Origin of the sequence: Falsirhodobacter xinxiangensis, from assembly GCF_004959935.1 — a bacterium.
Taxonomy (GTDB): Bacteria; Pseudomonadota; Alphaproteobacteria; order Rhodobacterales; family Rhodobacteraceae; genus Falsirhodobacter; species Falsirhodobacter xinxiangensis.
Genome location: NZ_SMYN01000020.1, coordinates 14,728 through 33,019 on the forward strand (window position 1 = coordinate 14,728; position 18,292 = coordinate 33,019).

Genomic DNA, 18,292 nt, shown 5'->3' on the forward strand with positions numbered 1-18,292 from the left:
GGTCAAGCGTCCAGCATGATATGAACGCAGCCATCGCGTTCGTTGCAGGGCATGCGTTCCGGATAGCCTTGCAGCGCCTCATCGCCCTCTCGCCGGATGGACCAACCATGCTCGGTGCCGCAGGGGCATTCGCGCTCGGCAAAGCTGCTGACTTGATCGTCGGTGAAGTCGGCGGGGACGCAGACTTGCATCGAGAAAAGGCCGTGTCGGGTTACTTCGGGCAGATAGGCCATGTCAGGCTCCATCGGTTGAATGAAAGGCCCGGTCGGCAGGGGACGGTGAAGCCGACCGGGAGTTGCGCCGCAGTGCCGGGACAGGCACGAGGCAGCGGCGGGTTCGGGTTATTCGGCGGCGATGGCGGGCGGCTCAACGAAGCTGCCCCAGATCACCGGGCCGTTCAGGTCGCTGTCGCGGCGCACCTCGGCCTCGGCCCGACGGATCAGATGCCCGGCGTCCACGGCCAGCCCATCGGCCAGCAGCAAGACGTCGGCCATGACGTGATCCAGCAGCTCTGCATCGGACGTCGAGCTATCGGCGTCGGGGTGGTGAGCCTTGATCATGTCGAGGAAGGCGCGGGCGTGTTGGGTGGGGGTCATCATCAGTGGTCCCTCCGCAGGTCATTCTGGTGATCGGCCCAGTCGTCGAGGGCGTCGCGCTCTGCTTGGCGGACGGCTTCCTCGATGGCGGGCTGGGCGGCTTCGTGCAGGCGGTCGAACTCCTTGCCGCCGACCATTTCCTCGAAGACGTGCGGCGCGCATTTGTGACCGCCCATCTGGACGCTCAGCATCTGGCCGCTTTCGGCTGCGAAGGTGGCGTCCAACTCCATGTCAGCAGCCCACGAGACGTTCGGCTCGATGGCGACGGTGACCTCGGTGGTAAAACGGGGGCGGGCGGGGCGCACATCCTCGGGCGAGGTCAGGCGCCAAGCGTCGTAGAAGGCTGGGAGGTTGTGCTGGCCCATAAGTCAGCACTCCATCAGGCGGGCGTCGAGGGCTTGGACCTTGCCCTTCTCGGCAGCGATCAGTCCCGACTTGTCGCCCCCGGTCAGCGAGGACATGGGAACGGCCAGAAGGAAAACGCCGATGGCATCCCCGGTCGCTGCGCTGTTCTGCTGCTTGGACAAGGTTGCCAGTCGCTGCGTGGAGGCGTGGTGCTCGGCCCGGGCCTGATGGCAGGACATTGCGCTGAACATCCCAGCGGGCATGGGCGTTGCGGCAATGCTGTCGGGGCGCTGTGCGCAGGCGGCGGCCAGAAGCGGCAGGGAGATAATGGCGGCGCGGATCACTGGTGAGCCTCCGTCGAGAGCACGGGGCAGAAGACGCCATCAGCATCACGGACGCACTCGATCGGCATGGCGGGCATCTCGGCCAGCGTCACGCGAGCCAGCGACGGAAAGCGATACTGGATCAGCGCGTGGTTCGCGAGGATCACGCCGGGGATCGGCGCGCCGTCAGGGGTGGCAAGGAAAGCGGGAATGGTCATTCGGTGGCTCCGTTGGTTCATGTGAAAGCGGTTCATGTGCCGCGCCTTCGATGAACCTAAGATGCACGTCATGCATCAACACGTCAAGCCCCCATGATGCACAATGTGCAACATCGTTGATGTGCGAGAATCGCCCGTGCTATCCTCCCCCTGCCAGTGCCGTGCTGGCGGCAACAAAAAGCCCCGTGCGCGGTGGGGTGAAAGCATCGCTTTCTTCTCCCCTCGTCCGCGCTACCTCCGTCGCAAGCCCCCTGCCGCTCTAACCGCTCAGGAGGAGCGACATGCTGATCTTCATAATCGTCATCGCCCTGTGGACATCGTTCATCGCGGGGCTTTCGCAGCTCCTGTGCGGGGCTGCGTGGCGGCGCGTTCTGGCGGCGAAGCTGTTCGGCCTCGCCGCCGGGGCCATCTTCGCGATGCTCGCGGCCCAGCCTATAATGGTTGCGATGGGAATGAACGTCCTGCCCGCACGTTAGTTAGGTGCGAGCAGGAGGATCAATGATGTGGAAGGTGCCACTCGACATGATCGACGACGCGGGCAGGATCGTGAGGATCGATGACCTGCAAGGCGCTGGACGCGAGATCCAGGATCGCTGGAAGACGATGCCGAAAGCGGAGCGCGCCGCCGCCTACCGGGCGATGGTGGTCGAGGCGAACGGTGGGAGCAAGGGCGCGGCGCGCGATGCCGTCCGGGCGGCGCTGATCGCGAGCGGGATGCGCGAGGCATAAAAAAGCCCGCCGGGAAGGGCGGGCTCCGCATCGGTAATCATTCGCACATGAACGCAGGCTTGCGGAAGCCGGTGATAGTATAGCTTTTCTGGGCGTTGGGTCGTCCAAAGAGAGTATAAACGCAATCGCTCTCAATAACTTGGCCGCCCGTTGTTGTTGCGGTTGCATAGCTCCCGTAGCTGGAAACATTTGTCGTAACTGGCGTTACATAAGAGCTATTTTGCGACCATTGGAACGCACGACGGCCGTCAGGGAGGTCGAGGGCGTTCATAGGTGGCCCGTAGTCCAGGACGACCTCAGTTACGTCCTTTCCGACATACCCTTGCATGAGTTGAGAGGCGCAGCCGGACATCAAAAAGAGGCCGCTGGTGACTACTAGAAGGTGTTTTACGGCATATTTTCGACAAGTTGAAATCATCTGGTAATCCCCAGCTAAGTTTAAACTGCGACATACCCACGGTTGACCGGAATCGCTTTTCGCCGCTAACGTGAACAGAACGAGAACAAAGGAGTGCCACGTGACTGCCGCGGAAGAACAGTTCAGGACGGAAGTTGCCTCCCTCAACGACCATCAGCTTGATCTTTTCCTGACGCTGTTTTCGGATTTTCTTCGCGAGCAAGTTCAAGAAGGTCGAACACCTTCCCCTGCTTCGACTCGGGAACCTGACGAAACGCTGCGAGAAGCGCGGCCTCGACGGGCGAGCGGTCTTCGGCGAACAGGTCGGAAAGGGTGACGCCCAGCACGTCCGCGCACCTCTGATAGGTGGCAAGCTTGGCCGTTGAGGCCATCTTTTCGGCGCGCTGAATAGTGGATTGATCCACGCCGACCATCTCGGCGAGGTCACGCTGGTTTAGGCCTTTGGCCTCTCTGATCCGGCGTAAGTTCATAGCCAAATCATGCACGTGATGCATGGTTCTGGCAAATGCACCACGTGCAATTCTACCATTGACGGTCAGATGCATATCGTGCATCATATGGCTATGTCAAACCTCTCCGATTATCTCGCCAAGAACGGCATTAAGCAGCGCGCATTCGCCTCCGAGATCGGGGTCGATCCCAGCATCGTGTCTCGGTTGGCGCGCAATGAAATGACGCCCAGCCTTCAACTTGCTGCCGATATCGAGCGCGCGACGCGCGGCGCGGTGAAAGCAATAGGCTGGGTCAAAAAGGGCCGGGCAGGCACGGCAGCGGTGCAGCGGCGGGCGGTGTGATGATGCGTCATATGCACGAAGATTGGCAGCTTAACCTTGTCGCACAAGGTGTTGCCCGCAAAAATAACGCAGGTGCGTCATGACAGCCCCGCGCGAGTGGAAGCTCGGTAAGGATGCCGTCGGATCCGACACCTTCACCAGCGATGACCTGATTATCACCCGCCACAAGCTTGCGGGCGTCCAGCTATGGCGCGGCACCGGCATGGACCGCGTGCTGGTGTCCCTCGGCTTCACGTCCGTCGAGGGTGCCAAGCGGTATGTGGAGGATCGGCTATGATCCAGAACGACAGCCGCGCCTTCCGTCTCGCCAAGCTGGCGCAGGAGCGGAAAGACCTGATCGCCGCCCGCGACTGGGCCGCGCATCTGATGCAGTGCCAGCAGGTCGGCAAGTTGACCGCGCGCCTCTACGCCGTCACCCACGCCATTCTCGCGGAGGGCGGCAAGTGATCCACCGCGTCGAGCTTCCTTGGCCGTCCTCGGCCCTCTCGCCCAACGCGCGGGGCCACTGGCGGATCGCGGCAGCGGCCAAGGCAAGGGCCCGCCGGGACGCAAACATCGCTTGCCGCGCCGCGGGCGTCCGCAACATCGACGCGCCCGCCCTGCACCTGTCCCTGACGTTCTGCGCCCCGACCAGAGGCCGCCGCGACATGGACAACCTGCTCGCCTCCATGAAGGCGGCAATCGACGGCATCGCCGATGCCACCGGCGTCGATGACAGCACCTATTCCTTCACCCTGGCGCGCGGCCCGGTCCGAAAGGGCGGGGCGGTGCTGGCCGAGATCACGAGTGCCGAAGCATGAGCATCAAGATCATGTCGGCCATCTTTGAGAGCGAGACGCTGGGCCCGACGCAGCGCCTAATCATGCTTGCTCTGGCCGATCACGCCGATGACGCAGGGCGGTGCTACCCGTCAATTGCCCGCCTGTGCCAGCGCACGGGGCTGGGCGAGCGGGCAGTTCAAGGCAACATCCGCGCGCTGGTCGCGGCGGGATTCATCACCGTCGTCCCGAACGCGGGGCAGGGGCTGGCGAACCTGTATTTCGTCCGCGCGACCCCCGCATCAGATGCACCCCCGCAGGAAATGCACCCCCGCAGGAGATGCACCTCTACCCCCGCATCTCGTGCGGAAACCCCCGCAGCAGATGCACCCAAACCGTCAAGAACCACCATTGAACCGTCAGAAGAACCCCCTGTGGGTCCCCCGGCGGTGAAGCTCCCCGACAAAGCGCGACTGCCCGAGGACTGGGCACTCAGCGACGAAGGTTGGGCCTACGCCCGTTCTCAGCAAATTCCCGACGAGGTCATTCGAGATGAAGCAGCAGGATTTCACGCATATTGGAGCGACCGTCGTGACCGCGATGCGTCAAAGTCACAGCGCGGATGGGAACAGTGCTGGGCGACGAACTGCCGTCGCATCGCCAGCAGATACCGCCCAAGTCGCAGCATGGCTCGGTCGCCAGCGCCCGGCGGACATGGACGCAGCAGCAGTATCGCGAGCATCGTCGCACGGCGTCGAGCTGAAGGTCAGGTATGAGCTACGCTTTCCCAGCGGTCCGAATGGCGAGCGTCTGCCGTCCTATTCGGTTGCAGTGGGATGCGAGGTCGATGGAACCACGAATGCGCTCGAATCCGCCATCGAAGATCTGCGCAAATTCCTGACCCCGGCGCCCGCGCGCGACATCGAAGCATGGCTTGCGGAGTTGTCGGTCATCGTGGCCCGGCGCGCCGACGACGAGTTCGGCGAGGAGTTGCGAATTGCTGCCTATGCGTCACGCCTTGGTCGATACCCTGCCGACGTGGTGCGGGATGTTCTTCTGCGCCAGTCCTACCGGTTTTGGCCGACATGGGAGGAACTGGAGAAGCGCTGCGATGCGATGACCGGACCGCGCCGCCACATGCTGCACGCAATGGAGCGCGGACCTGCCACCCCCGAACCTGTCCGTCGAGCCGCAACCGAAGCCGAGCGCGCCCGCATTCAGGAACTGGTTGATGAGATGTTTCCGATGCGATCCCCGGAAATGCGCAAGCGGGCCGTAGACGAAGCCCTGCGCGGTAACTGCATGGGGGGAGCAGCGGAATGAACGCCATCATCCAGCAGAACCGCTCCAGCGCCGTGATGCAGCAGCGCACCGAGGCACACGACAGCCTCGACGATTTCCCAACCCCGCCATGGGCGACGCGAGCCCTTTGCGACTGGATCATGGAACAGGGCGCGCTCGTTGGGCCGTGCCGTGAGCCAGCGGCGAATCGCGGCCATATGGTCCAGCCCCTGCGCGAGTATTTCAGTGCGGTCGAAGCATCGGACATCTTCGATTACGGCGCTGGCTTTCCGCAGGCTGATTACATGTTTGGCCCTGCGCCGGAATCGGTCGGTTGGACCATCACGAACCCGCCGTTCCGTCTGGCTGAGCAGTTCATCGAGCGCATGATCGCGACCAGCACCGTCGGCTGCGCAGTCATTGTCCGCAGTGCGTTTCTGGAGGGGGTGAATCGGTTTCAGCGCCTGTTCAGCCAGACGCCGCCAACCGACATCCTGCAATTCACTGAACGCGTCGTGATGCACAAGGGAAAGCTCTCGGCCACCGGCAGCACCGCCACCGCCTATTGCTGGCTGGTCTGGCGCAAGGAAGCCGCAGGAATCGCCACCCGCTTTGACTGGATTGCCCCGTGCCGCAAGCGGCTGGAACGCGCCGAAGATTACGCAACAATAGCCCGCCGGGCAGGGGGTGAGGCATGAATATGATGACCGAAGAGCAAACCGCCGAAGCATGGGCAACTATGGCCCGTGCCGAGGGTCATCGCCGCCGTCTTCCCGACAACCGCAACCTCAGCCGGTCCCCAGACCAGTCGTGGCGCTCCGAGCGCGCGGCGGTAGTTCGTGCGGCCATTCTCAAGGCTCATGCCGAAGGCAACCGCCGTTCCGAGATCGCCGCGATGGTCGGCGTGAGCTCCAGCCTCGTGAACGAGACGATCCGCAACGCGCGCGGCGAGGGTAGAGCATGAACGCCATGACCCCCATCCACCCCGAGGACGTCATCCGTGAGCGCATGATCGCGATGGCCCGCCGCGACCGCGCCGCAATTGCCAAGCGCCACAGCGCCCCGGTCGAGGTCCAGCCCGTCAAGATCGCCGTGAAGGCCGCGCCCCGGTCTGCCTATGCCCCGCCGCGGCCCGCGCCGGTGTTGCCCCGCATCCGTCCGAGCGCGTCGCCGGCACCCCGCCCGGTGTTCAAGCCCAAGCAGATTGCCCACCAGCCCGGCACCCCTGTGACCATCCGAGGCGTGGAATACCCATCCCCCATCGAAGCAGCCAAGGCGCTCAGTGTCTCACGGCAGACGATCTACGTCGCGCGGACGAACGGGCGCCTCGATTTCGTGGGCCTCGGTCGAGGTGCTGGCAACAATCGGCATGAGGTCACCATCGAGGACGTGACCTATCCGAGCCACTCGGATGCCGCCCGCGCTCTGGGCGTCAGCAGATATTACGTCGCCCGCATGGCTGAGATCGGCAGGTTCATCACCCGCGCCGAGCATGTGGCGATCACCCGCGAGCAGGTTCTCGAACTGGCTGCGACAGGGATGTCCTGCCGGAAGATGGCCGAGGTCTTGGGCTTAAGCCCATCCAGCATTTCCAATCACAAGCGGGCGCTGGCCGAGGAGGGAAAGGCATGACGATGCGTGTCACCATCAACGGCGTTACCTATCGCGACGCCAAGCAGGCCGCAGCGGTCCACGGAGTTACCGTCGGCCGCATCTATCAGGCCATCGAGAAAGACGGGATCGTAGGTCGACCCTCTGGTCAGGCCAAGACAGCCAAGGCCATCGAGGTTCTGGGGGTCAGGTTTCGATCCTACAGCGACTGTGCGGCGGCATACGGCGTCCCGGCGGTGATCGTGTCTCAGATGATGAAGTTTGGCGGCGTGGAGGCTGTCGAGGCCATGGCGCGCAAGCAGACGCAGGAGGCCCGCACATGACCGACAAAGCAGGATACCCCCAAGCTGCGTTCGGCGGCGACACCATCCGCACCGTCACGCTGACCCCGCAGCAGGCCGTCGCAGAGCTTCGCGACCTCGTGACATGCCGCTGCCATGACGCCTTCATCCATCGTGGGCTGCATGACCCAGCTTGCAACCATGATTTTGCTGAAGCTGTGGAGGTGCTCGCAGCCCTGTCCATGCCCGCCCCCGCACCGGCGCAGGCGTGGCGCGACATCGGCACCGCGCCAAGGGACGGAACATTGATCTTAGCTTATCGCCCGCAAGCGGCACAGACCGGAGATCCGGTGATAGATGTGGTCAGGACGCAGAAGTATCCCCGGCGGTCATTTCAGGGTGTTGAACACTACACGGACCGAGCCTGTCACCCTACCCACTGGATGCCACTTCCCGCCCCGCCCGCCGCGCTGATCCCCGACACGGAGGGCGTGTGAATGCCGAAACGTATCCAGCGCAGCCGCGCCAAGGGATGGAGGATGCCGGACGGGGCAATCTACGTTGGGCGCCCCGGGCTGTTCGGCAATCCTTGGTCGATCGCCGAGGCGCGAGAGTTCGTGGAGGAAAGCGGAGATCAGCGCGACCCTGCTGCAATTGCAGTCGAGTGGTTCCGCGTATGGATCACTGGAACCGGGCATCAGGGGCGTCGCTATCCACCGACGTCACGAATGATCCAGGAGCGCCTGCGGGGCAAAGACTTGGTGTGCTGGTGCCCGATCGGCAAGCCCTGCCACGCGGACGTCCTGCTGGAACTCGCCAATGCGGAGGCTGCATGACCTCCACCCTCCCCATAGCCCAATGCACCGGCAAGACCCGCCCACTCGCCCCGGCAGAGCTTGCCGCCCTCGTCCAGTGCTACGGCAAGGACCGGCTGACCGGCGCACAGGCCCACGCGCTAGCCCGCCGCAAGGGCAAGCAGTTCAGCCCGTATCGCTGCCCTCACTGCGGAGGAAACACATGGCACGTCGGGCACCCACCGTTCCGCAAACCCAGGAGGCCGCAATGATGGACGCCGAAGTGATCCGTATCGAAGTCGCCCACGATAAGCCCATCAGTGGCATGTGGCACTGCGGCCCGAACCCGTGCTGGATCACCGCCACGCACCTGCCGACTTTGGCGAGCGTCCGCGTCTATTCCGGCGGAAAGGGTATGCACCAAGCGCGGCAGGCGGCCGTCGATCTGTTGGAGATGATGGTCGACCAGTTCGGCGCAGATCCGTGCAACTTCCCCGCCGTGATCGCACCCACCCCCGAGCAGGAGAAAGCATAATGGCGAGCCACGCCGAAAAACGCCGGAAGAAGCAGCACGCCCGCGCGATCAAGTCTATGGCGGGCTTTGACCTTGCCCCCGTGCCGCGCCGCCAAGAGCAGACCCGAGAAGGAGGGCGTTTCGTGAAGACGCAGGAAGATCCCCGCAACGCCGCCCTGAACGTCCGCTGCATCCGCTTCGGCCTAACCCCCAACCGCAGCAACCGCCACAAGGTCAGCGGCCCGCACATGGCTTGCGACATTGGCTTTGTGATGGAGGCGTGCTGCGGCGATCGCGAGGTGTCCAGGCTGTGGGATACGTGGCAAGGCTGGGGCGCCGCTGAGCGGGCATATCGGCTGCGGTATCTCGGGCAGGCTGAAACCCCGGCGTCCAGTGCCATCGCCATGCTGCCGGAACCCATGCAGACCGACGAGGGTCATACCATTGACACCCGCAGCCCCGACGAGCGGGATCGGGACGCTGTCAACAATTGGATGCGCTGGCGCGGCAGCCTCGGCTTCTTGTCCAGCCATGAACAGTCGCTGCTACAAGCTGCGCGCCGTGAGGTCGGCCCGACGCTGTGGGATGCTGGACCGACGTCTCACGGGCGCGAGGTACTCAACGCTTTGCGACGTCTCGCAGATATTGCGGAAAAGCGTTGACACCGCACAAAATCTGTCTAACGTGCTTATCATGCTGAGCCACCACAAGCGCCTAAGGGAAACCTCGGGCGCTTTTTGCATGCCGAATTCTGGCGGTGACGATTTCGGGTTGGGCTTCTCCCGGCCGACCGCAAGCGCTGGAACTACCCCGGCGGATCGTTGCCACCTGAGCGCGGAATAGCTCGCAGACCAGAGAAGAGCCGCTGCGATACTGGCCCGGTGGAGTTGATCACCACCGCCACGCTCACCCCACGACCCGCCACGCATCTGACGCAAGCGCAATCCCGGTGGGTCCCTATCTTCACCCCGGCAACTCAAACGGTCATCCGCACAACCGATAAGCTGACATGGGCGCAAGCCTCAACTCGTTGCCGGGGCGCCATGGGTGTTCGAAGACGGGAATGTCCGGCGGGCGGCGCTAAAGCGTGGGCTAAGTGCGGAACGCGCCGTAGCCGAAAAGTCCGATTGCTAGAAGAAAAAGGACAAACCCCACCACCCTTGTCCAGCTGTTGTCAATCTTCTTGTAATCCGCGACTTCAAGCAGAACCAAGGCGGCTGAAAGCCCGAAACTCCCAATACCGAATAGAGCTGCTGCTTTCTCTTTCACGGTCCCTGCGGGGAATGGTATCGAAAAAGCGACCCCGAAGAACGTCAGAGCCAGCACCATAGTGGCCACTAAAAGTTTCAAACCAGCCGGAGCTTCATTGAGAAGTTTGGACATAACGTAATCCTTGCATATAGTTGACGGCTTGCGCTGTATGCAAAAGGTCGAATGTATGCAACATGATCACGGCCAGCACATGCGTCGAACAGTCATTGCTAGGGTTCCGGCGACATCTACAACCACTTCGTCGTGTCATCGGGCAAATCTTTGATACCTGAAACCGATAGCCATACTTCGCGCTCATCTAGGTCTTTAATGTACCGACCTTCATTCAGCGCCACTACTTTAACTCCTGCGAAGCTTCCCCATTCTTGCAGTATGGCTACGCTGCTCAGAGGGACGGTGAAGCGCGTCGAAGACCTGCCCTCATAGGTCGCCGCTAAGACATGCGCCAAAGCGGATTGTAGTTGGACCGCATGGGTTTTCCGAAACACGTGGAATTCTAACAGGCGGCGCTCTTGCGGCGAGAGGGAGTTCAGTCGTTCCATGTTTTCCTTGTGCGAAATCCAATAGAGCCATCCATAGAAAGCACAGAGACCCAGACAGCCGGCGACTACGCATCCGATGATTACGTCTCTCGACAGCCCGGCAAAGTCCATGATTACGATAATCGCGCCGATGGAAGCGTATGTCAGGAACTCTTTCATCTCAATTTGCCTCGTGTGTTTCGATCGGTCCGGAAGCAGTGATCACTGCTCAAGCATCATAGCCTCCGCCCCTGTCCTCCACGTCGCATAGAGCGCGGCGGTGTTAATAGGGCTACATCGCAATATGGTAAAAATCTCCACCATCAAGCCAGTCATCAAAATCATAGCCCCACGCATCGGACGTATGCCAGCAGGTGAGGCGGCGCGTCACCGCGAGAGGGACGAAGCCCTCCATTGGCGCAAGTGGTATAAGACCAGCCGCTGGCAGAAGCTGCGCTGGTCCATCCTCGTGCGTGACGGCTTCACCTGCGGCATGTGCGGAAGGCTAGAGGGGCAAACTTCGCAGCTGGTGGCCGACCATAAGACGCCGCACAGAGGCAACGAGGCGATGTTCTGGGACGCAGACAACATCTGGTGCGTCTGCAAGGGCTGCCACGATGGAGCCAAGCAGCGCATGGAGCGGCGGAAACTGTAGAAAAGTTATGAGGGCTTACCCTCTGTCCTGCGCGGCGATTTCGAAGCCAAGCCCGTTCGCGGAAGTATGCGAAAGTTATGGGCGAGTATAAAAATCAGCCGCGATCCAGATGAAACTCGTGAGCGCGAAAAATCGCTCAGGCCACGGGGTAACGCCGGGGGGGGTGCCCAAGAACCCTGATCGGGCGTCGCCTCTAGACCCGCGTGGGTAACACGCAAATATTTTTTCCCTGCTGGGGCCTTTGACCCCTGCGAACCGAGGCGCGAACCTGACATGGCAGACGAAAAAAAGCCGGTCGATTGGGCGGGCATCGAGAAAGATTATGCCAACAGTGATTGGTCGGTTCGCGAGATTGCACGCTGGTATCAGATCTCCGAGACGGCAATTCGGAAGAGGGCGAAGCAGGCAAAATGGGTTCGCAAGCCCGACGCAAAGGGTTCGCAACCCGTTCGCAGGGTTCCTGATCCTGTCGCTGACCCTGTGATGATGGCGGGCGTCGATGCCACCGACCCCACGCAGATCGTGGGACGCGGCCACAACCTGATCTTCCGACTGCTGGCTGAGCTGGACGCCGTCACCACGCACCATACCGATCTGGCCGACATGATCGAAGCGCATGAGGAAGATCCGCGCCGCCGGGCGGCGATGATGAAGGCAATCGAGTTGCCGGGGCGCGCAAACGTCGTGAAGGCATTGGCGACCGCGTTCAAGACGTGGAACGAGGCACAGGCACCGGAAGGCAAGAAGGCGCAGCGCCAGGCGGCGGCCGAGAAGGTGGCGGGCAAGTTCACGCCCCGCGGCGGTCCGAAGCTGGCGGTAAACAATGGCTGACTGGTCCACGGCCTGCCCGGACTGGCAGGAACGGATCGTCGCGGGGCGTGGCCTGATCCCATTCGGACCGCTGTTCCCGAACGAGGCAGAATATGCGCTGGAGGTGTTCAAGGCACTTCGGGTTGCAGACCTTCCCGGAAAGCCGACGTTCGGCGAGTGCTGCGAGCCGTGGATCTTCGATTTCGTTGCGGCGATCTTTGGCGCGAACGACCCAGAAAGCGGCAATCAGCTGATCAGCGAGTTCATGCTGCTCATCAGCAAGAAGAATGCGAAGTCCACGATTGCTGCGGGCATCATGCTTACGGCGCTCATAACGGGATGGCGCCAAGAGGACGAACTACTCATCCTAGCGCCTACGATCGAGGTCGCGGGGAACAGCTTCAACCCAGCGGCGGCCATGGTGCGCGCCGACGAAGAGCTTAACGATCTTCTGCATGTGATCGATCACCAGAGGACGATCCGGCACCGCGTCACTTGATCGTCCCTGAAGGTGGTTGCGGCGGACAATGACACGGTATCGGGTAAGAAAGCAGGTCGCATCCTGATCGACGAGCTTTGGCTGTTCGGGTCGAAGCCGAAAGCCGACGCCATGTTTCGGGAGGCTACCGGCGGTCTAGTATCGCGGCCCGAAGGTTTCGTTATCTACCTGACGACGCAATCGGACGCGCCGCCTGCCGGTGTGTTCAAGGAGAAGCTGGACTACGCCCGCGACGTGCGGGATGGAAAGATTGAGGACAGGCGCTTCCTGCCGGTGCTCTACGAATTCCCGGACGCGATCGTTCAGTCAGAGGGGTTCATGGACCCCGCCAACTTCTACATCACCAACCCGAACATGGGGAGGTCCGTGTCGAAGGAGTGGCTGGAGCGGGAAATGGGTAAGGAGCTGGCGAAGGACGCCGGCACTCGCGCCACGTTCCTAGCCAAGCATTTGAACGTTGAGATCGGGATGAACCTCCGGGCGAACAGATGGCCGGGGGCGGACTTCTGGCGGCCGAGGAGCGACGAGTTGACGCTTGAGAGCGTTTTGGATCGTAGCGAGGTCGTAGTTGTCGGGATCGACGGCGGGGGGCTGGACGACCTTTTCGGGCTTTGTGTTCTGGGTCGTGACCGAAAGACCAAGGACTGGTTGGCCTGGCATCATGCGTGGTGCCACAGGGGCGTTCTGGACCGGCGCAAGAGCATTGCGGCGCGGCTACGAGATTTCGAGCGGTCAGGCCACCTGACGATTGTCGGGGATGAGCTGGAAGACATCTCGCAGATCGTGGAGTTGATCGGTGACGTTGACCGGCGCGGCATCCTTGCCAGCGTGGCGGTTGACCCTGCGGGGCTTGGAGAGTTCGTGGATGCTCTGGCGGAGATCGGCGTGACGCAGGAGGCCAACAAGGTCGTCGGCGTCTCGCAGGGCTACCAGATGATGAACGCCATCAAGACCGCGGAGCGGAAGTTGGCGAACGGAACGCTGCTGCACGACGGCTCCGCAATGATGGATTGGTGCATCAGTAACATCAAGATCGAGCCGACAGCGACCGCCATTCGCGCCACCAAGGCGACGGCGGGTGACGCGAAGATTGACCCCGCAATGGCGCTCTTCGACGCGGTGGCGGTGATGTGCCGTAACCCGGAGGCTGCCCGCCAGCCCGAATATCAGATCATGTTCGTCTAGGAGGCCATGATGGAACGCAAAGAGCGCGCGTTTTCGACGCTTGAGATCAAGGCGCTGGACGAAGCTACCGGAACGATCACCGGCATCGCTTCCACGCCGACGCCTGACCGTATGGACGACGTCGTCGTGCCGACCGGGGCAAAATATCAGCTGCCTATCCCTCTGCTGTGGCAGCACAACCATTCCGACCCGATCGGTCATGTCACCGAAGCGAAGGTGACGGACAAAGGCATCGAGGTCGTCGCCAAGGTTTCGCTCGGTGTCACCGAGGAAATCGACCGCTATTGGAAGCTGATGGCCGCTGGATTGGTCCGTGGTCTTTCGATTGGCTTTCGCGGACTTAAAGTAGCCCAGATCGAGGGATCTTGGGGTGTAGAGTTTCAGGAGTGGGAATGGCTCGAATTGTCGGCCGTCACCATTCCCGCCAATGCCGAGGCGAACATCGCCACGGTAAAAGAATTTGCGGCGAAGCCTGAACAGGCCGCCGCAATCCGCCAGCCCGCCCAGAAAGCCGCCGCGTCCGGCAATACGCTTCCTGTGGTCAAGCTGGATGGTTCCGCCCGCGTCCGGGCAAAGCCGTTCGTGATCCGCAAGATCAACATCTGAACGGGCGCCCTGATCCGACCCGTGGGCGGGGTCATTTCACATAGAAAGGCCACAAGATGGCTACCTACCTTGAGCAGATCGCTGCTTTCGAGGCCAAACGCGCTTCGAACGTCGCGACCATGAAATCCCTGATGGATACCGCTTCGGAAAAGGGCGAAACTCTCGACGCCGACGCGCAGGACCAGTTCGATGAGCTGGAGCAGGAAAACGCCGCCGTCGAAAAGCACCTGACCCGCCTGAAGGCGATGCACGCTATGGACGCGGCCACAGCTAAGCCGGTGGATGCGACCAGCACCAAGTCCGCTGCCGAAAGCCGTTCGACCACCACCGTGGCCGCGCGCGTAAAGCCGAAGCTGGAAAAGGGCGTTGGCTTTGCCCGTCTGGCGAAGGTGAAGGCACTCGCGAAGCTGGATGGTGAAAGCGTCCGAGAGGTGGCCAAGCACCTCTACGGCGAGGACTCTGAAGTCTACGGCGTCGTCGCCAAAGCTGCGGTTCCCGCCGGCACGACCACGGGTGCGACATGGGCTGGCCCGCTTGTGGGCGATGAAACCAGCATCTTCGCGGATTTCGTGGAGTTCCTGCGCCCGCAGACGATCATGGGCCGCTTTGGCACCGCGCCGGTTCCTTCGCTGCGCCGGGTTCCGTTCCGCACCGCCCTGATCGGGCAGACGTCGGGCGGCGACGGCTACTGGGTGGGTGAAGGTCAGGCCAAGCCCCTGACAAAGTTCGACTTCTCGCGCACCGTGATCGAACCGACGAAGGTCGCCAATATCGCGGTTGTGACCGAGGAAACGCTGCGCAACTCCAGCCCGTCGGCCGAACTGATCGTCCGCGACCAACTCGCCGCCGCGCTGCGCGAACGCCTGGACATCGACTTTATCAACCCGGCTAAGGCTGCGGTGGCCGGTGTGTCGCCGGCGTCGATCCTGAATGGCGTCACCGGCATCGCGTCGTCCGGCAGCACCGCTGACGATGTTCGTGCAGACATCGCAGCCCTCTTCGGTGCCTTCATTGCCGCCAACAACGCTCCGACCTCGGGCGTGTGGATCATGCAGGCCACCACCGCGCTCGCCCTGGGCATGATGGTGAACCCGCTGGGCCAGTTCGAATTCCCCGGTGTCTCGATGACCGGCGGCACCCTCCAAGGCCTGCCGGTGATCGTGTCGCAGCACGTTCCGGCTGGCATCGTCGCGCTGGTCAACGCCAGCGATATCTATCTGGCGGACGAGGGCGGCATTACGGTCGATATGTCGCGCGAGGCGTCGCTCCAGATGGACAACGCGCCGACGATGAACTCGACCACGCCCACGGGCACCTCGGTCGTGTCGATGTTCCAAACCAACAGCGTGGCGTTCCGTGCCGAGCGCGAAGTTGGCTGGGCGCGTCGTCGCGCCGATGCTGTCGCCTACTTGACCGGCGTCGCATGGGGCGCTCCGGCGGCTTCTCAGGGCTGATCAAATCGGGCGGGGCGCTTCTGGTGCCCCGCCAATCCGAAGGAGGTTCCCATGAAGATGATGACCACCAAGCCGCTGCGCTACAACAATCGCTCGATGGCCACGGGCACGGAGTTCGCAGCGCGTCCGACCGACGTTCGCGTTCTGGTCGGTATCGGCAAGGCCCGCGTTCTGGACGAGGCTCAGGCGGCCGATGAGCTGGAACTGGTGCGCGCGGAATATGCCGACGTCGTGGGCAAGAAGCCGTTCCACGGCTGGGATGTCGAGACGCTGAAATCGAAGATCGCTGAGGCGAAAGAAGACTGATGCCCGCCATCGCCGCCATTGTTATCGCCCTTGCCCTTGCGAGCGCCGGCGCTGCCTCTGGCGGTGTCTATCTGCTGTTCGGTCTCGGCTGGGCGCTGATTTGCGGCGCGGCATTCCTGATGTTCTTTGCGGCCATTCTCAGCCGAGGGGTAACCAATGGCTAACTCCTTGATCGCCGGTATCGGCCGCGCGCTCGCGCCTCGCACGAAGGGCGTATCGTCCGTCCCCTCCGGGCGAGGAGGATGGGGCGCAATATACGAGAGTTTTGCGGGTGCATGGCAGCGGAATGTCGTGCTGGATCGCGATGCGCTCTACGCCAACCCCTATATTTTCCGCTGCCAGTCGATGATCTCCCGCGACATATCCAAACTGCGCGTTCGGCTGATGCGAAAGGCGGCGCACGTTTGGTCCGAGGTCGAAAGCGCTGACCCGCGAAGCGTCGTCCTGCGCAAACCGAACGGCTTCCAGACCCGCAATCAGTTCTTCGAAGCATGGTTCCTGTCGAAGCTGGCCCGCGGCAACACCTACGTTCTGAAGCAGAGGGATGGTCGCGGCGTGGTGACAGGCCTCTATGTGCTGGACCCGACGCTGGTGCAGGTTCTGGTGAGCGACGCGGGTGAGGTCTTCTACAACCTGTCGGTGGACAACCTGTCCAGCATTTCAGCCGATGTGGTCGTACCTGCGTCTGAGATCATTCACGACCGATGGAACTGCCTTTTCCACCCTCTGGTGGGGATTTCGCCCCTGTGGGCCAACGCCCTGAGCGGGACGCAGTCGCAGAGGATCAGCGAGAATGCTTCGGTGTTCTTCTCGAACCAGTCTCGACCCGGCGGTGTCCTTACTGCACCGGGGGAGATCACGAAGGATACAGCTACCCGCCTCAAGGAAGAATTCCAGAAGGGGTATAGTGGCCAGAACGCTGGTAAGGTCGCCGTCCTCGGCGATGGGCTGACGTTCCAGCCGATTGCAGTGACCGCCGTCGATAGCCAGCTTGTTGAGCAGCTGAAGTGGACAGCGGAGACGGTTGCAACGACATACGGTGTTCCGCTCTACAAGGTCGGGCTGGGCGCGATGCCGACCGCTAACAACCTCCAGTCGCTAAATGTCGAGTATTACAGCCAAGCCTTGCAGGGACTGATCGAGGACGCGGAAAGCTGCCTCGATGCCGCTCTCGGTTTCGACGGCACAACCATCGGCGTGGACTTCGACATCGACGGCCTATTGCGCATGGACAGCCTGACGCAGATGGACGTGTTGGAAAAATCTAAATCTGTCCTGACGCTGGATGAGCGGCGGCGGAAGTTGGACGCCGCGCCGGTCGAAGGCGGCAATACCATCTACCTCCAGCAGCAGGACCACAGCATCGAGGCGATCGCCGCGCGCGACAAGCTTCTGATCGCGCAGTCTGTCGCCCCCCCCGCGCCGCCGATTGCGGAGGCCCCTGAACCCAATCCCGAGCAAGAAGCGACCGCTGAGCGTGCGTTCTTCGCCGAAACCCTGCTTTCCCTTCGGAAGGCGCTGGAGGCAGCATGATCAACGCGGAGACGTTCGGGCAGGAATTGGCGGGCATCGTCAAGGCAGCTACCACACCTTTGCTGGCCCGCATTGACGCGCTGGAGAAGGCGCTGGCCGACATGCCTGTGCCAAAGGATGGCAAGGACGGCACCGACGGGAGGGACGGCGCAGATGGCTCTCCGGGGAAAGAGGGTGCCCATGGCCGCGATGGGATTGACGGCAAAGACGGCGCTGATGGCGCACGCGGCGACGCGGGCGAGAAGGGTGCCGATGGACGCGATGGTCAGGATGGGGCGCCGGGCGCTGATGGGCGCGACGGGGCTGATGGTAAGGACGGCGAGAAAGGGTCGGACGGCATCGGCCTCGCAGGCGCGATGATCGATCGCGAGGGTGGCCTTGTCCTTACCATGTCGAACGGCGACACCAAAGCGCTTGGCGTTGTCGTCGGCAAGGACGGAATGAATGGTCGCGATGGCTCTGACGGAGCGAAGGGTGCCGACGGTGCAAATGGCCGGGACGGACTTGGCTTCGAAGATATGGAATTCGACACTGACGCCCATGGCCGTGTAGTCGCAAAGTTCGTGCGCGGGGACCTGGTCAAAACGGTGCGGCTGCCGGGTATCACCGACATGGGCGTTCATCGTGCCGACGGAGAATACCTGAAGGGCGATGCCGTCAGCTACGGCGGATCGCTCTGGATTGCGCAGGAAGACGGCCCTGAAGGGCGGCCCGACACTGGCAAGGGGTGGCGGATGGCAGTCAAGAAAGGCCGCGATGGTCGTGACCTCAAGCCCAAGGGGGCCTGAA

Annotated in this window: 33 protein-coding genes and 1 pseudogene; 26 read left to right on the plus strand and 8 right to left on the minus strand. The window is 62.4% G+C overall.

The annotated features are described in order from the left end of the window. Window positions 1–2: 2 nt before the first annotated feature. The 5 genes from E2K76_RS17110 to E2K76_RS17130 form a co-directional block, all read right to left on the minus strand. A complete protein-coding gene (locus E2K76_RS17110) occupies window positions 3–233 on the minus strand; it encodes a hypothetical protein (RefSeq protein WP_136685665.1) in 231 nt (76 codons plus the stop codon). A 108-nt stretch (window positions 234–341) separates the two neighbouring features. Further along, window positions 342–599: a hypothetical protein gene (locus tag E2K76_RS17115; RefSeq protein ID WP_136685666.1), complete on the minus strand. Its 258-nt coding sequence runs from the start codon at window positions 597–599 to the stop codon at window positions 342–344. After that, the gene (locus tag E2K76_RS17120; protein WP_136685667.1) at window positions 599–961 is read right to left on the minus strand and encodes a hypothetical protein; all 363 of its coding nucleotides are present in this window, start codon (window positions 959–961) and stop codon (window positions 599–601) included. The genes E2K76_RS17115 and E2K76_RS17120 overlap by 1 nt, the downstream gene beginning before the upstream one ends. A gap of 3 nt (window positions 962–964) precedes the next feature. After that, window positions 965–1,285 (minus strand): hypothetical protein, encoded by a 321-nt coding sequence (locus tag E2K76_RS17125; RefSeq protein WP_136685668.1) that lies wholly within the window; start codon window positions 1,283–1,285, stop codon window positions 965–967. Next, a complete protein-coding gene (locus E2K76_RS17130) occupies window positions 1,282–1,482 on the minus strand; it encodes a hypothetical protein (protein ID WP_136685669.1) in 201 nt (66 codons plus the stop codon). Before E2K76_RS17130 ends, E2K76_RS17125 begins: the two co-directional genes overlap by 4 nt. A 281-nt stretch (window positions 1,483–1,763) precedes the next feature. Here E2K76_RS17130 and E2K76_RS17135 point away from each other — a divergent pair, with 281 nt between their 5' ends. Beyond that, window positions 1,764–1,958: a hypothetical protein gene (locus E2K76_RS17135; protein WP_136685670.1), complete on the plus strand. Its 195-nt coding sequence runs from the start codon at window positions 1,764–1,766 to the stop codon at window positions 1,956–1,958. Window positions 1,959–1,980: 22 nt separating this feature from the next. After that, window positions 1,981–2,211 (plus strand): hypothetical protein, encoded by a 231-nt coding sequence (locus tag E2K76_RS17140; protein ID WP_136685671.1) that lies wholly within the window; start codon window positions 1,981–1,983, stop codon window positions 2,209–2,211. Window positions 2,212–2,772: 561 nt separating this feature from the next. Here the strand turns inward: E2K76_RS17140 and E2K76_RS17145 are convergent. Next, a complete protein-coding gene (locus E2K76_RS17145; protein WP_169053366.1) occupies window positions 2,773–3,174 on the minus strand; it encodes a helix-turn-helix domain-containing protein in 402 nt (133 codons plus the stop codon). Here E2K76_RS17145 and E2K76_RS17150 point away from each other — a divergent pair. From E2K76_RS17150 to E2K76_RS17210, 14 genes and pseudogenes are all read left to right on the plus strand, one after another. Continuing rightward, window positions 3,169–3,423, plus strand: a complete 255-nt coding sequence (locus tag E2K76_RS17150; protein WP_169053367.1) for a helix-turn-helix domain-containing protein — start codon at window positions 3,169–3,171, stop codon at window positions 3,421–3,423. The genes E2K76_RS17145 and E2K76_RS17150 overlap by 6 nt on opposite strands. 79 nt (window positions 3,424–3,502) lie before the next feature. Beyond that, window positions 3,503–3,700: a hypothetical protein gene (locus E2K76_RS17155; protein ID WP_136685674.1), complete on the plus strand. Its 198-nt coding sequence runs from the start codon at window positions 3,503–3,505 to the stop codon at window positions 3,698–3,700. Next, window positions 3,697–3,870 (plus strand): hypothetical protein, encoded by a 174-nt coding sequence (locus E2K76_RS20440; RefSeq protein ID WP_169053368.1) that lies wholly within the window; start codon window positions 3,697–3,699, stop codon window positions 3,868–3,870. Before E2K76_RS17155 ends, E2K76_RS20440 begins: the two co-directional genes overlap by 4 nt. Beyond that, the gene (locus tag E2K76_RS17160; protein WP_136685675.1) at window positions 3,867–4,223 is read left to right on the plus strand and encodes a hypothetical protein; all 357 of its coding nucleotides are present in this window, start codon (window positions 3,867–3,869) and stop codon (window positions 4,221–4,223) included. Before E2K76_RS20440 ends, E2K76_RS17160 begins: the two co-directional genes overlap by 4 nt. An 11-nt stretch (window positions 4,224–4,234) precedes the next feature. Then, a pseudogene (locus tag E2K76_RS21140) lies at window positions 4,235–4,795 on the plus strand (helix-turn-helix domain-containing protein); the annotation flags it as partial. Next, window positions 4,734–5,504 carry a hypothetical protein gene (locus E2K76_RS17170; protein WP_246033002.1) on the plus strand — a complete coding sequence of 257 codons (771 nt, stop codon included), beginning with the start codon at window positions 4,734–4,736 and terminating at the stop codon, window positions 5,502–5,504. The pseudogene E2K76_RS21140 and the gene E2K76_RS17170, both read left to right, overlap by 62 nt. After that, window positions 5,501–6,160, plus strand: coding sequence for a methyltransferase (locus tag E2K76_RS17175; RefSeq protein WP_136685677.1), 660 nt, complete (start codon window positions 5,501–5,503; stop codon window positions 6,158–6,160). The genes E2K76_RS17170 and E2K76_RS17175 overlap by 4 nt, the downstream gene beginning before the upstream one ends. Further along, window positions 6,157–6,426, plus strand: a complete 270-nt coding sequence (locus tag E2K76_RS17180; protein WP_136685678.1) for a helix-turn-helix domain-containing protein — start codon at window positions 6,157–6,159, stop codon at window positions 6,424–6,426. Before E2K76_RS17175 ends, E2K76_RS17180 begins: the two co-directional genes overlap by 4 nt. Beyond that, the gene (locus E2K76_RS17185; RefSeq protein ID WP_136685679.1) at window positions 6,423–7,094 is read left to right on the plus strand and encodes an NUMOD1 domain-containing DNA-binding protein; all 672 of its coding nucleotides are present in this window, start codon (window positions 6,423–6,425) and stop codon (window positions 7,092–7,094) included. The genes E2K76_RS17180 and E2K76_RS17185 overlap by 4 nt, the downstream gene beginning before the upstream one ends. Continuing rightward, window positions 7,091–7,396 carry a hypothetical protein gene (locus E2K76_RS17190; protein ID WP_136685680.1) on the plus strand — a complete coding sequence of 102 codons (306 nt, stop codon included), beginning with the start codon at window positions 7,091–7,093 and terminating at the stop codon, window positions 7,394–7,396. Before E2K76_RS17185 ends, E2K76_RS17190 begins: the two co-directional genes overlap by 4 nt. Beyond that, window positions 7,393–7,851: a DUF551 domain-containing protein gene (locus E2K76_RS17195; RefSeq protein ID WP_136685681.1), complete on the plus strand. Its 459-nt coding sequence runs from the start codon at window positions 7,393–7,395 to the stop codon at window positions 7,849–7,851. The genes E2K76_RS17190 and E2K76_RS17195 overlap by 4 nt, the downstream gene beginning before the upstream one ends. Continuing rightward, complete coding sequence (locus tag E2K76_RS17200) at window positions 7,852–8,190, plus strand: DUF4326 domain-containing protein (protein ID WP_136685682.1); 339 nt, start codon at window positions 7,852–7,854, stop codon at window positions 8,188–8,190. It abuts the gene before it with no gap. 226 nt (window positions 8,191–8,416) lie between these two features. Then, window positions 8,417–8,683: a hypothetical protein gene (locus E2K76_RS17205; RefSeq protein ID WP_136685683.1), complete on the plus strand. Its 267-nt coding sequence runs from the start codon at window positions 8,417–8,419 to the stop codon at window positions 8,681–8,683. Beyond that, window positions 8,683–9,324 carry a hypothetical protein gene (locus E2K76_RS17210; RefSeq protein ID WP_136685684.1) on the plus strand — a complete coding sequence of 214 codons (642 nt, stop codon included), beginning with the start codon at window positions 8,683–8,685 and terminating at the stop codon, window positions 9,322–9,324. The genes E2K76_RS17205 and E2K76_RS17210 overlap by 1 nt, the downstream gene beginning before the upstream one ends. Window positions 9,325–9,754: 430 nt before the next feature. On the opposite strand, the gene E2K76_RS17215 is transcribed toward E2K76_RS17210, so the two are convergent. Continuing rightward, the gene (locus E2K76_RS17215; RefSeq protein WP_136685685.1) at window positions 9,755–10,045 is read right to left on the minus strand and encodes a hypothetical protein; all 291 of its coding nucleotides are present in this window, start codon (window positions 10,043–10,045) and stop codon (window positions 9,755–9,757) included. Between the two features lie 116 nt (window positions 10,046–10,161). After that, a complete protein-coding gene (locus E2K76_RS17220) occupies window positions 10,162–10,635 on the minus strand; it encodes a hypothetical protein (protein ID WP_136685686.1) in 474 nt (157 codons plus the stop codon). A 124-nt stretch (window positions 10,636–10,759) separates the two neighbouring features. Between E2K76_RS17220 and E2K76_RS17225 the strand changes: the two genes are divergently transcribed. The 10 genes from E2K76_RS17225 (at window position 10,760) to E2K76_RS17260 (ending at window position 18,291) form a co-directional block, all read left to right on the plus strand. Beyond that, complete coding sequence (locus tag E2K76_RS17225) at window positions 10,760–11,110, plus strand: HNH endonuclease (RefSeq protein WP_136685687.1); 351 nt, start codon at window positions 10,760–10,762, stop codon at window positions 11,108–11,110. 273 nt (window positions 11,111–11,383) lie between these two features. Continuing rightward, window positions 11,384–11,941: a hypothetical protein gene (locus E2K76_RS20655; protein ID WP_220432281.1), complete on the plus strand. Its 558-nt coding sequence runs from the start codon at window positions 11,384–11,386 to the stop codon at window positions 11,939–11,941. Then, window positions 11,934–12,419 (plus strand): hypothetical protein, encoded by a 486-nt coding sequence (locus tag E2K76_RS20660; protein WP_220432282.1) that lies wholly within the window; start codon window positions 11,934–11,936, stop codon window positions 12,417–12,419. The genes E2K76_RS20655 and E2K76_RS20660 overlap by 8 nt, the downstream gene beginning before the upstream one ends. 12 nt (window positions 12,420–12,431) lie before the next feature. Next, entirely contained in the window at window positions 12,432–13,604 is a 1,173-nt protein-coding gene (locus E2K76_RS17235) for a terminase TerL endonuclease subunit (RefSeq protein WP_220432283.1), read from the plus strand. A gap of 9 nt (window positions 13,605–13,613) precedes the next feature. Further along, the gene (locus tag E2K76_RS17240) at window positions 13,614–14,210 is read left to right on the plus strand and encodes an HK97 family phage prohead protease (RefSeq protein WP_136685688.1); all 597 of its coding nucleotides are present in this window, start codon (window positions 13,614–13,616) and stop codon (window positions 14,208–14,210) included. A gap of 119 nt (window positions 14,211–14,329) precedes the next feature. Continuing rightward, window positions 14,330–15,664, plus strand: a complete 1,335-nt coding sequence (locus E2K76_RS17245; protein WP_220432284.1) for a phage major capsid protein — start codon at window positions 14,330–14,332, stop codon at window positions 15,662–15,664. Window positions 15,665–15,715: 51 nt separating this feature from the next. Next, window positions 15,716–15,970 carry a hypothetical protein gene (locus tag E2K76_RS17250; RefSeq protein ID WP_136685690.1) on the plus strand — a complete coding sequence of 85 codons (255 nt, stop codon included), beginning with the start codon at window positions 15,716–15,718 and terminating at the stop codon, window positions 15,968–15,970. After that, window positions 15,970–16,134: a hypothetical protein gene (locus tag E2K76_RS20445; protein ID WP_169053369.1), complete on the plus strand. Its 165-nt coding sequence runs from the start codon at window positions 15,970–15,972 to the stop codon at window positions 16,132–16,134. The genes E2K76_RS17250 and E2K76_RS20445 overlap by 1 nt, the downstream gene beginning before the upstream one ends. Beyond that, window positions 16,127–17,503 carry a phage portal protein gene (locus E2K76_RS17255; RefSeq protein WP_136685691.1) on the plus strand — a complete coding sequence of 459 codons (1,377 nt, stop codon included), beginning with the start codon at window positions 16,127–16,129 and terminating at the stop codon, window positions 17,501–17,503. The genes E2K76_RS20445 and E2K76_RS17255 overlap by 8 nt, the downstream gene beginning before the upstream one ends. Next, window positions 17,500–18,291, plus strand: coding sequence for a hypothetical protein (locus E2K76_RS17260; protein ID WP_136685692.1), 792 nt, complete (start codon window positions 17,500–17,502; stop codon window positions 18,289–18,291). Before E2K76_RS17255 ends, E2K76_RS17260 begins: the two co-directional genes overlap by 4 nt. Window position 18,292: the final 1 nt, after the last annotated feature.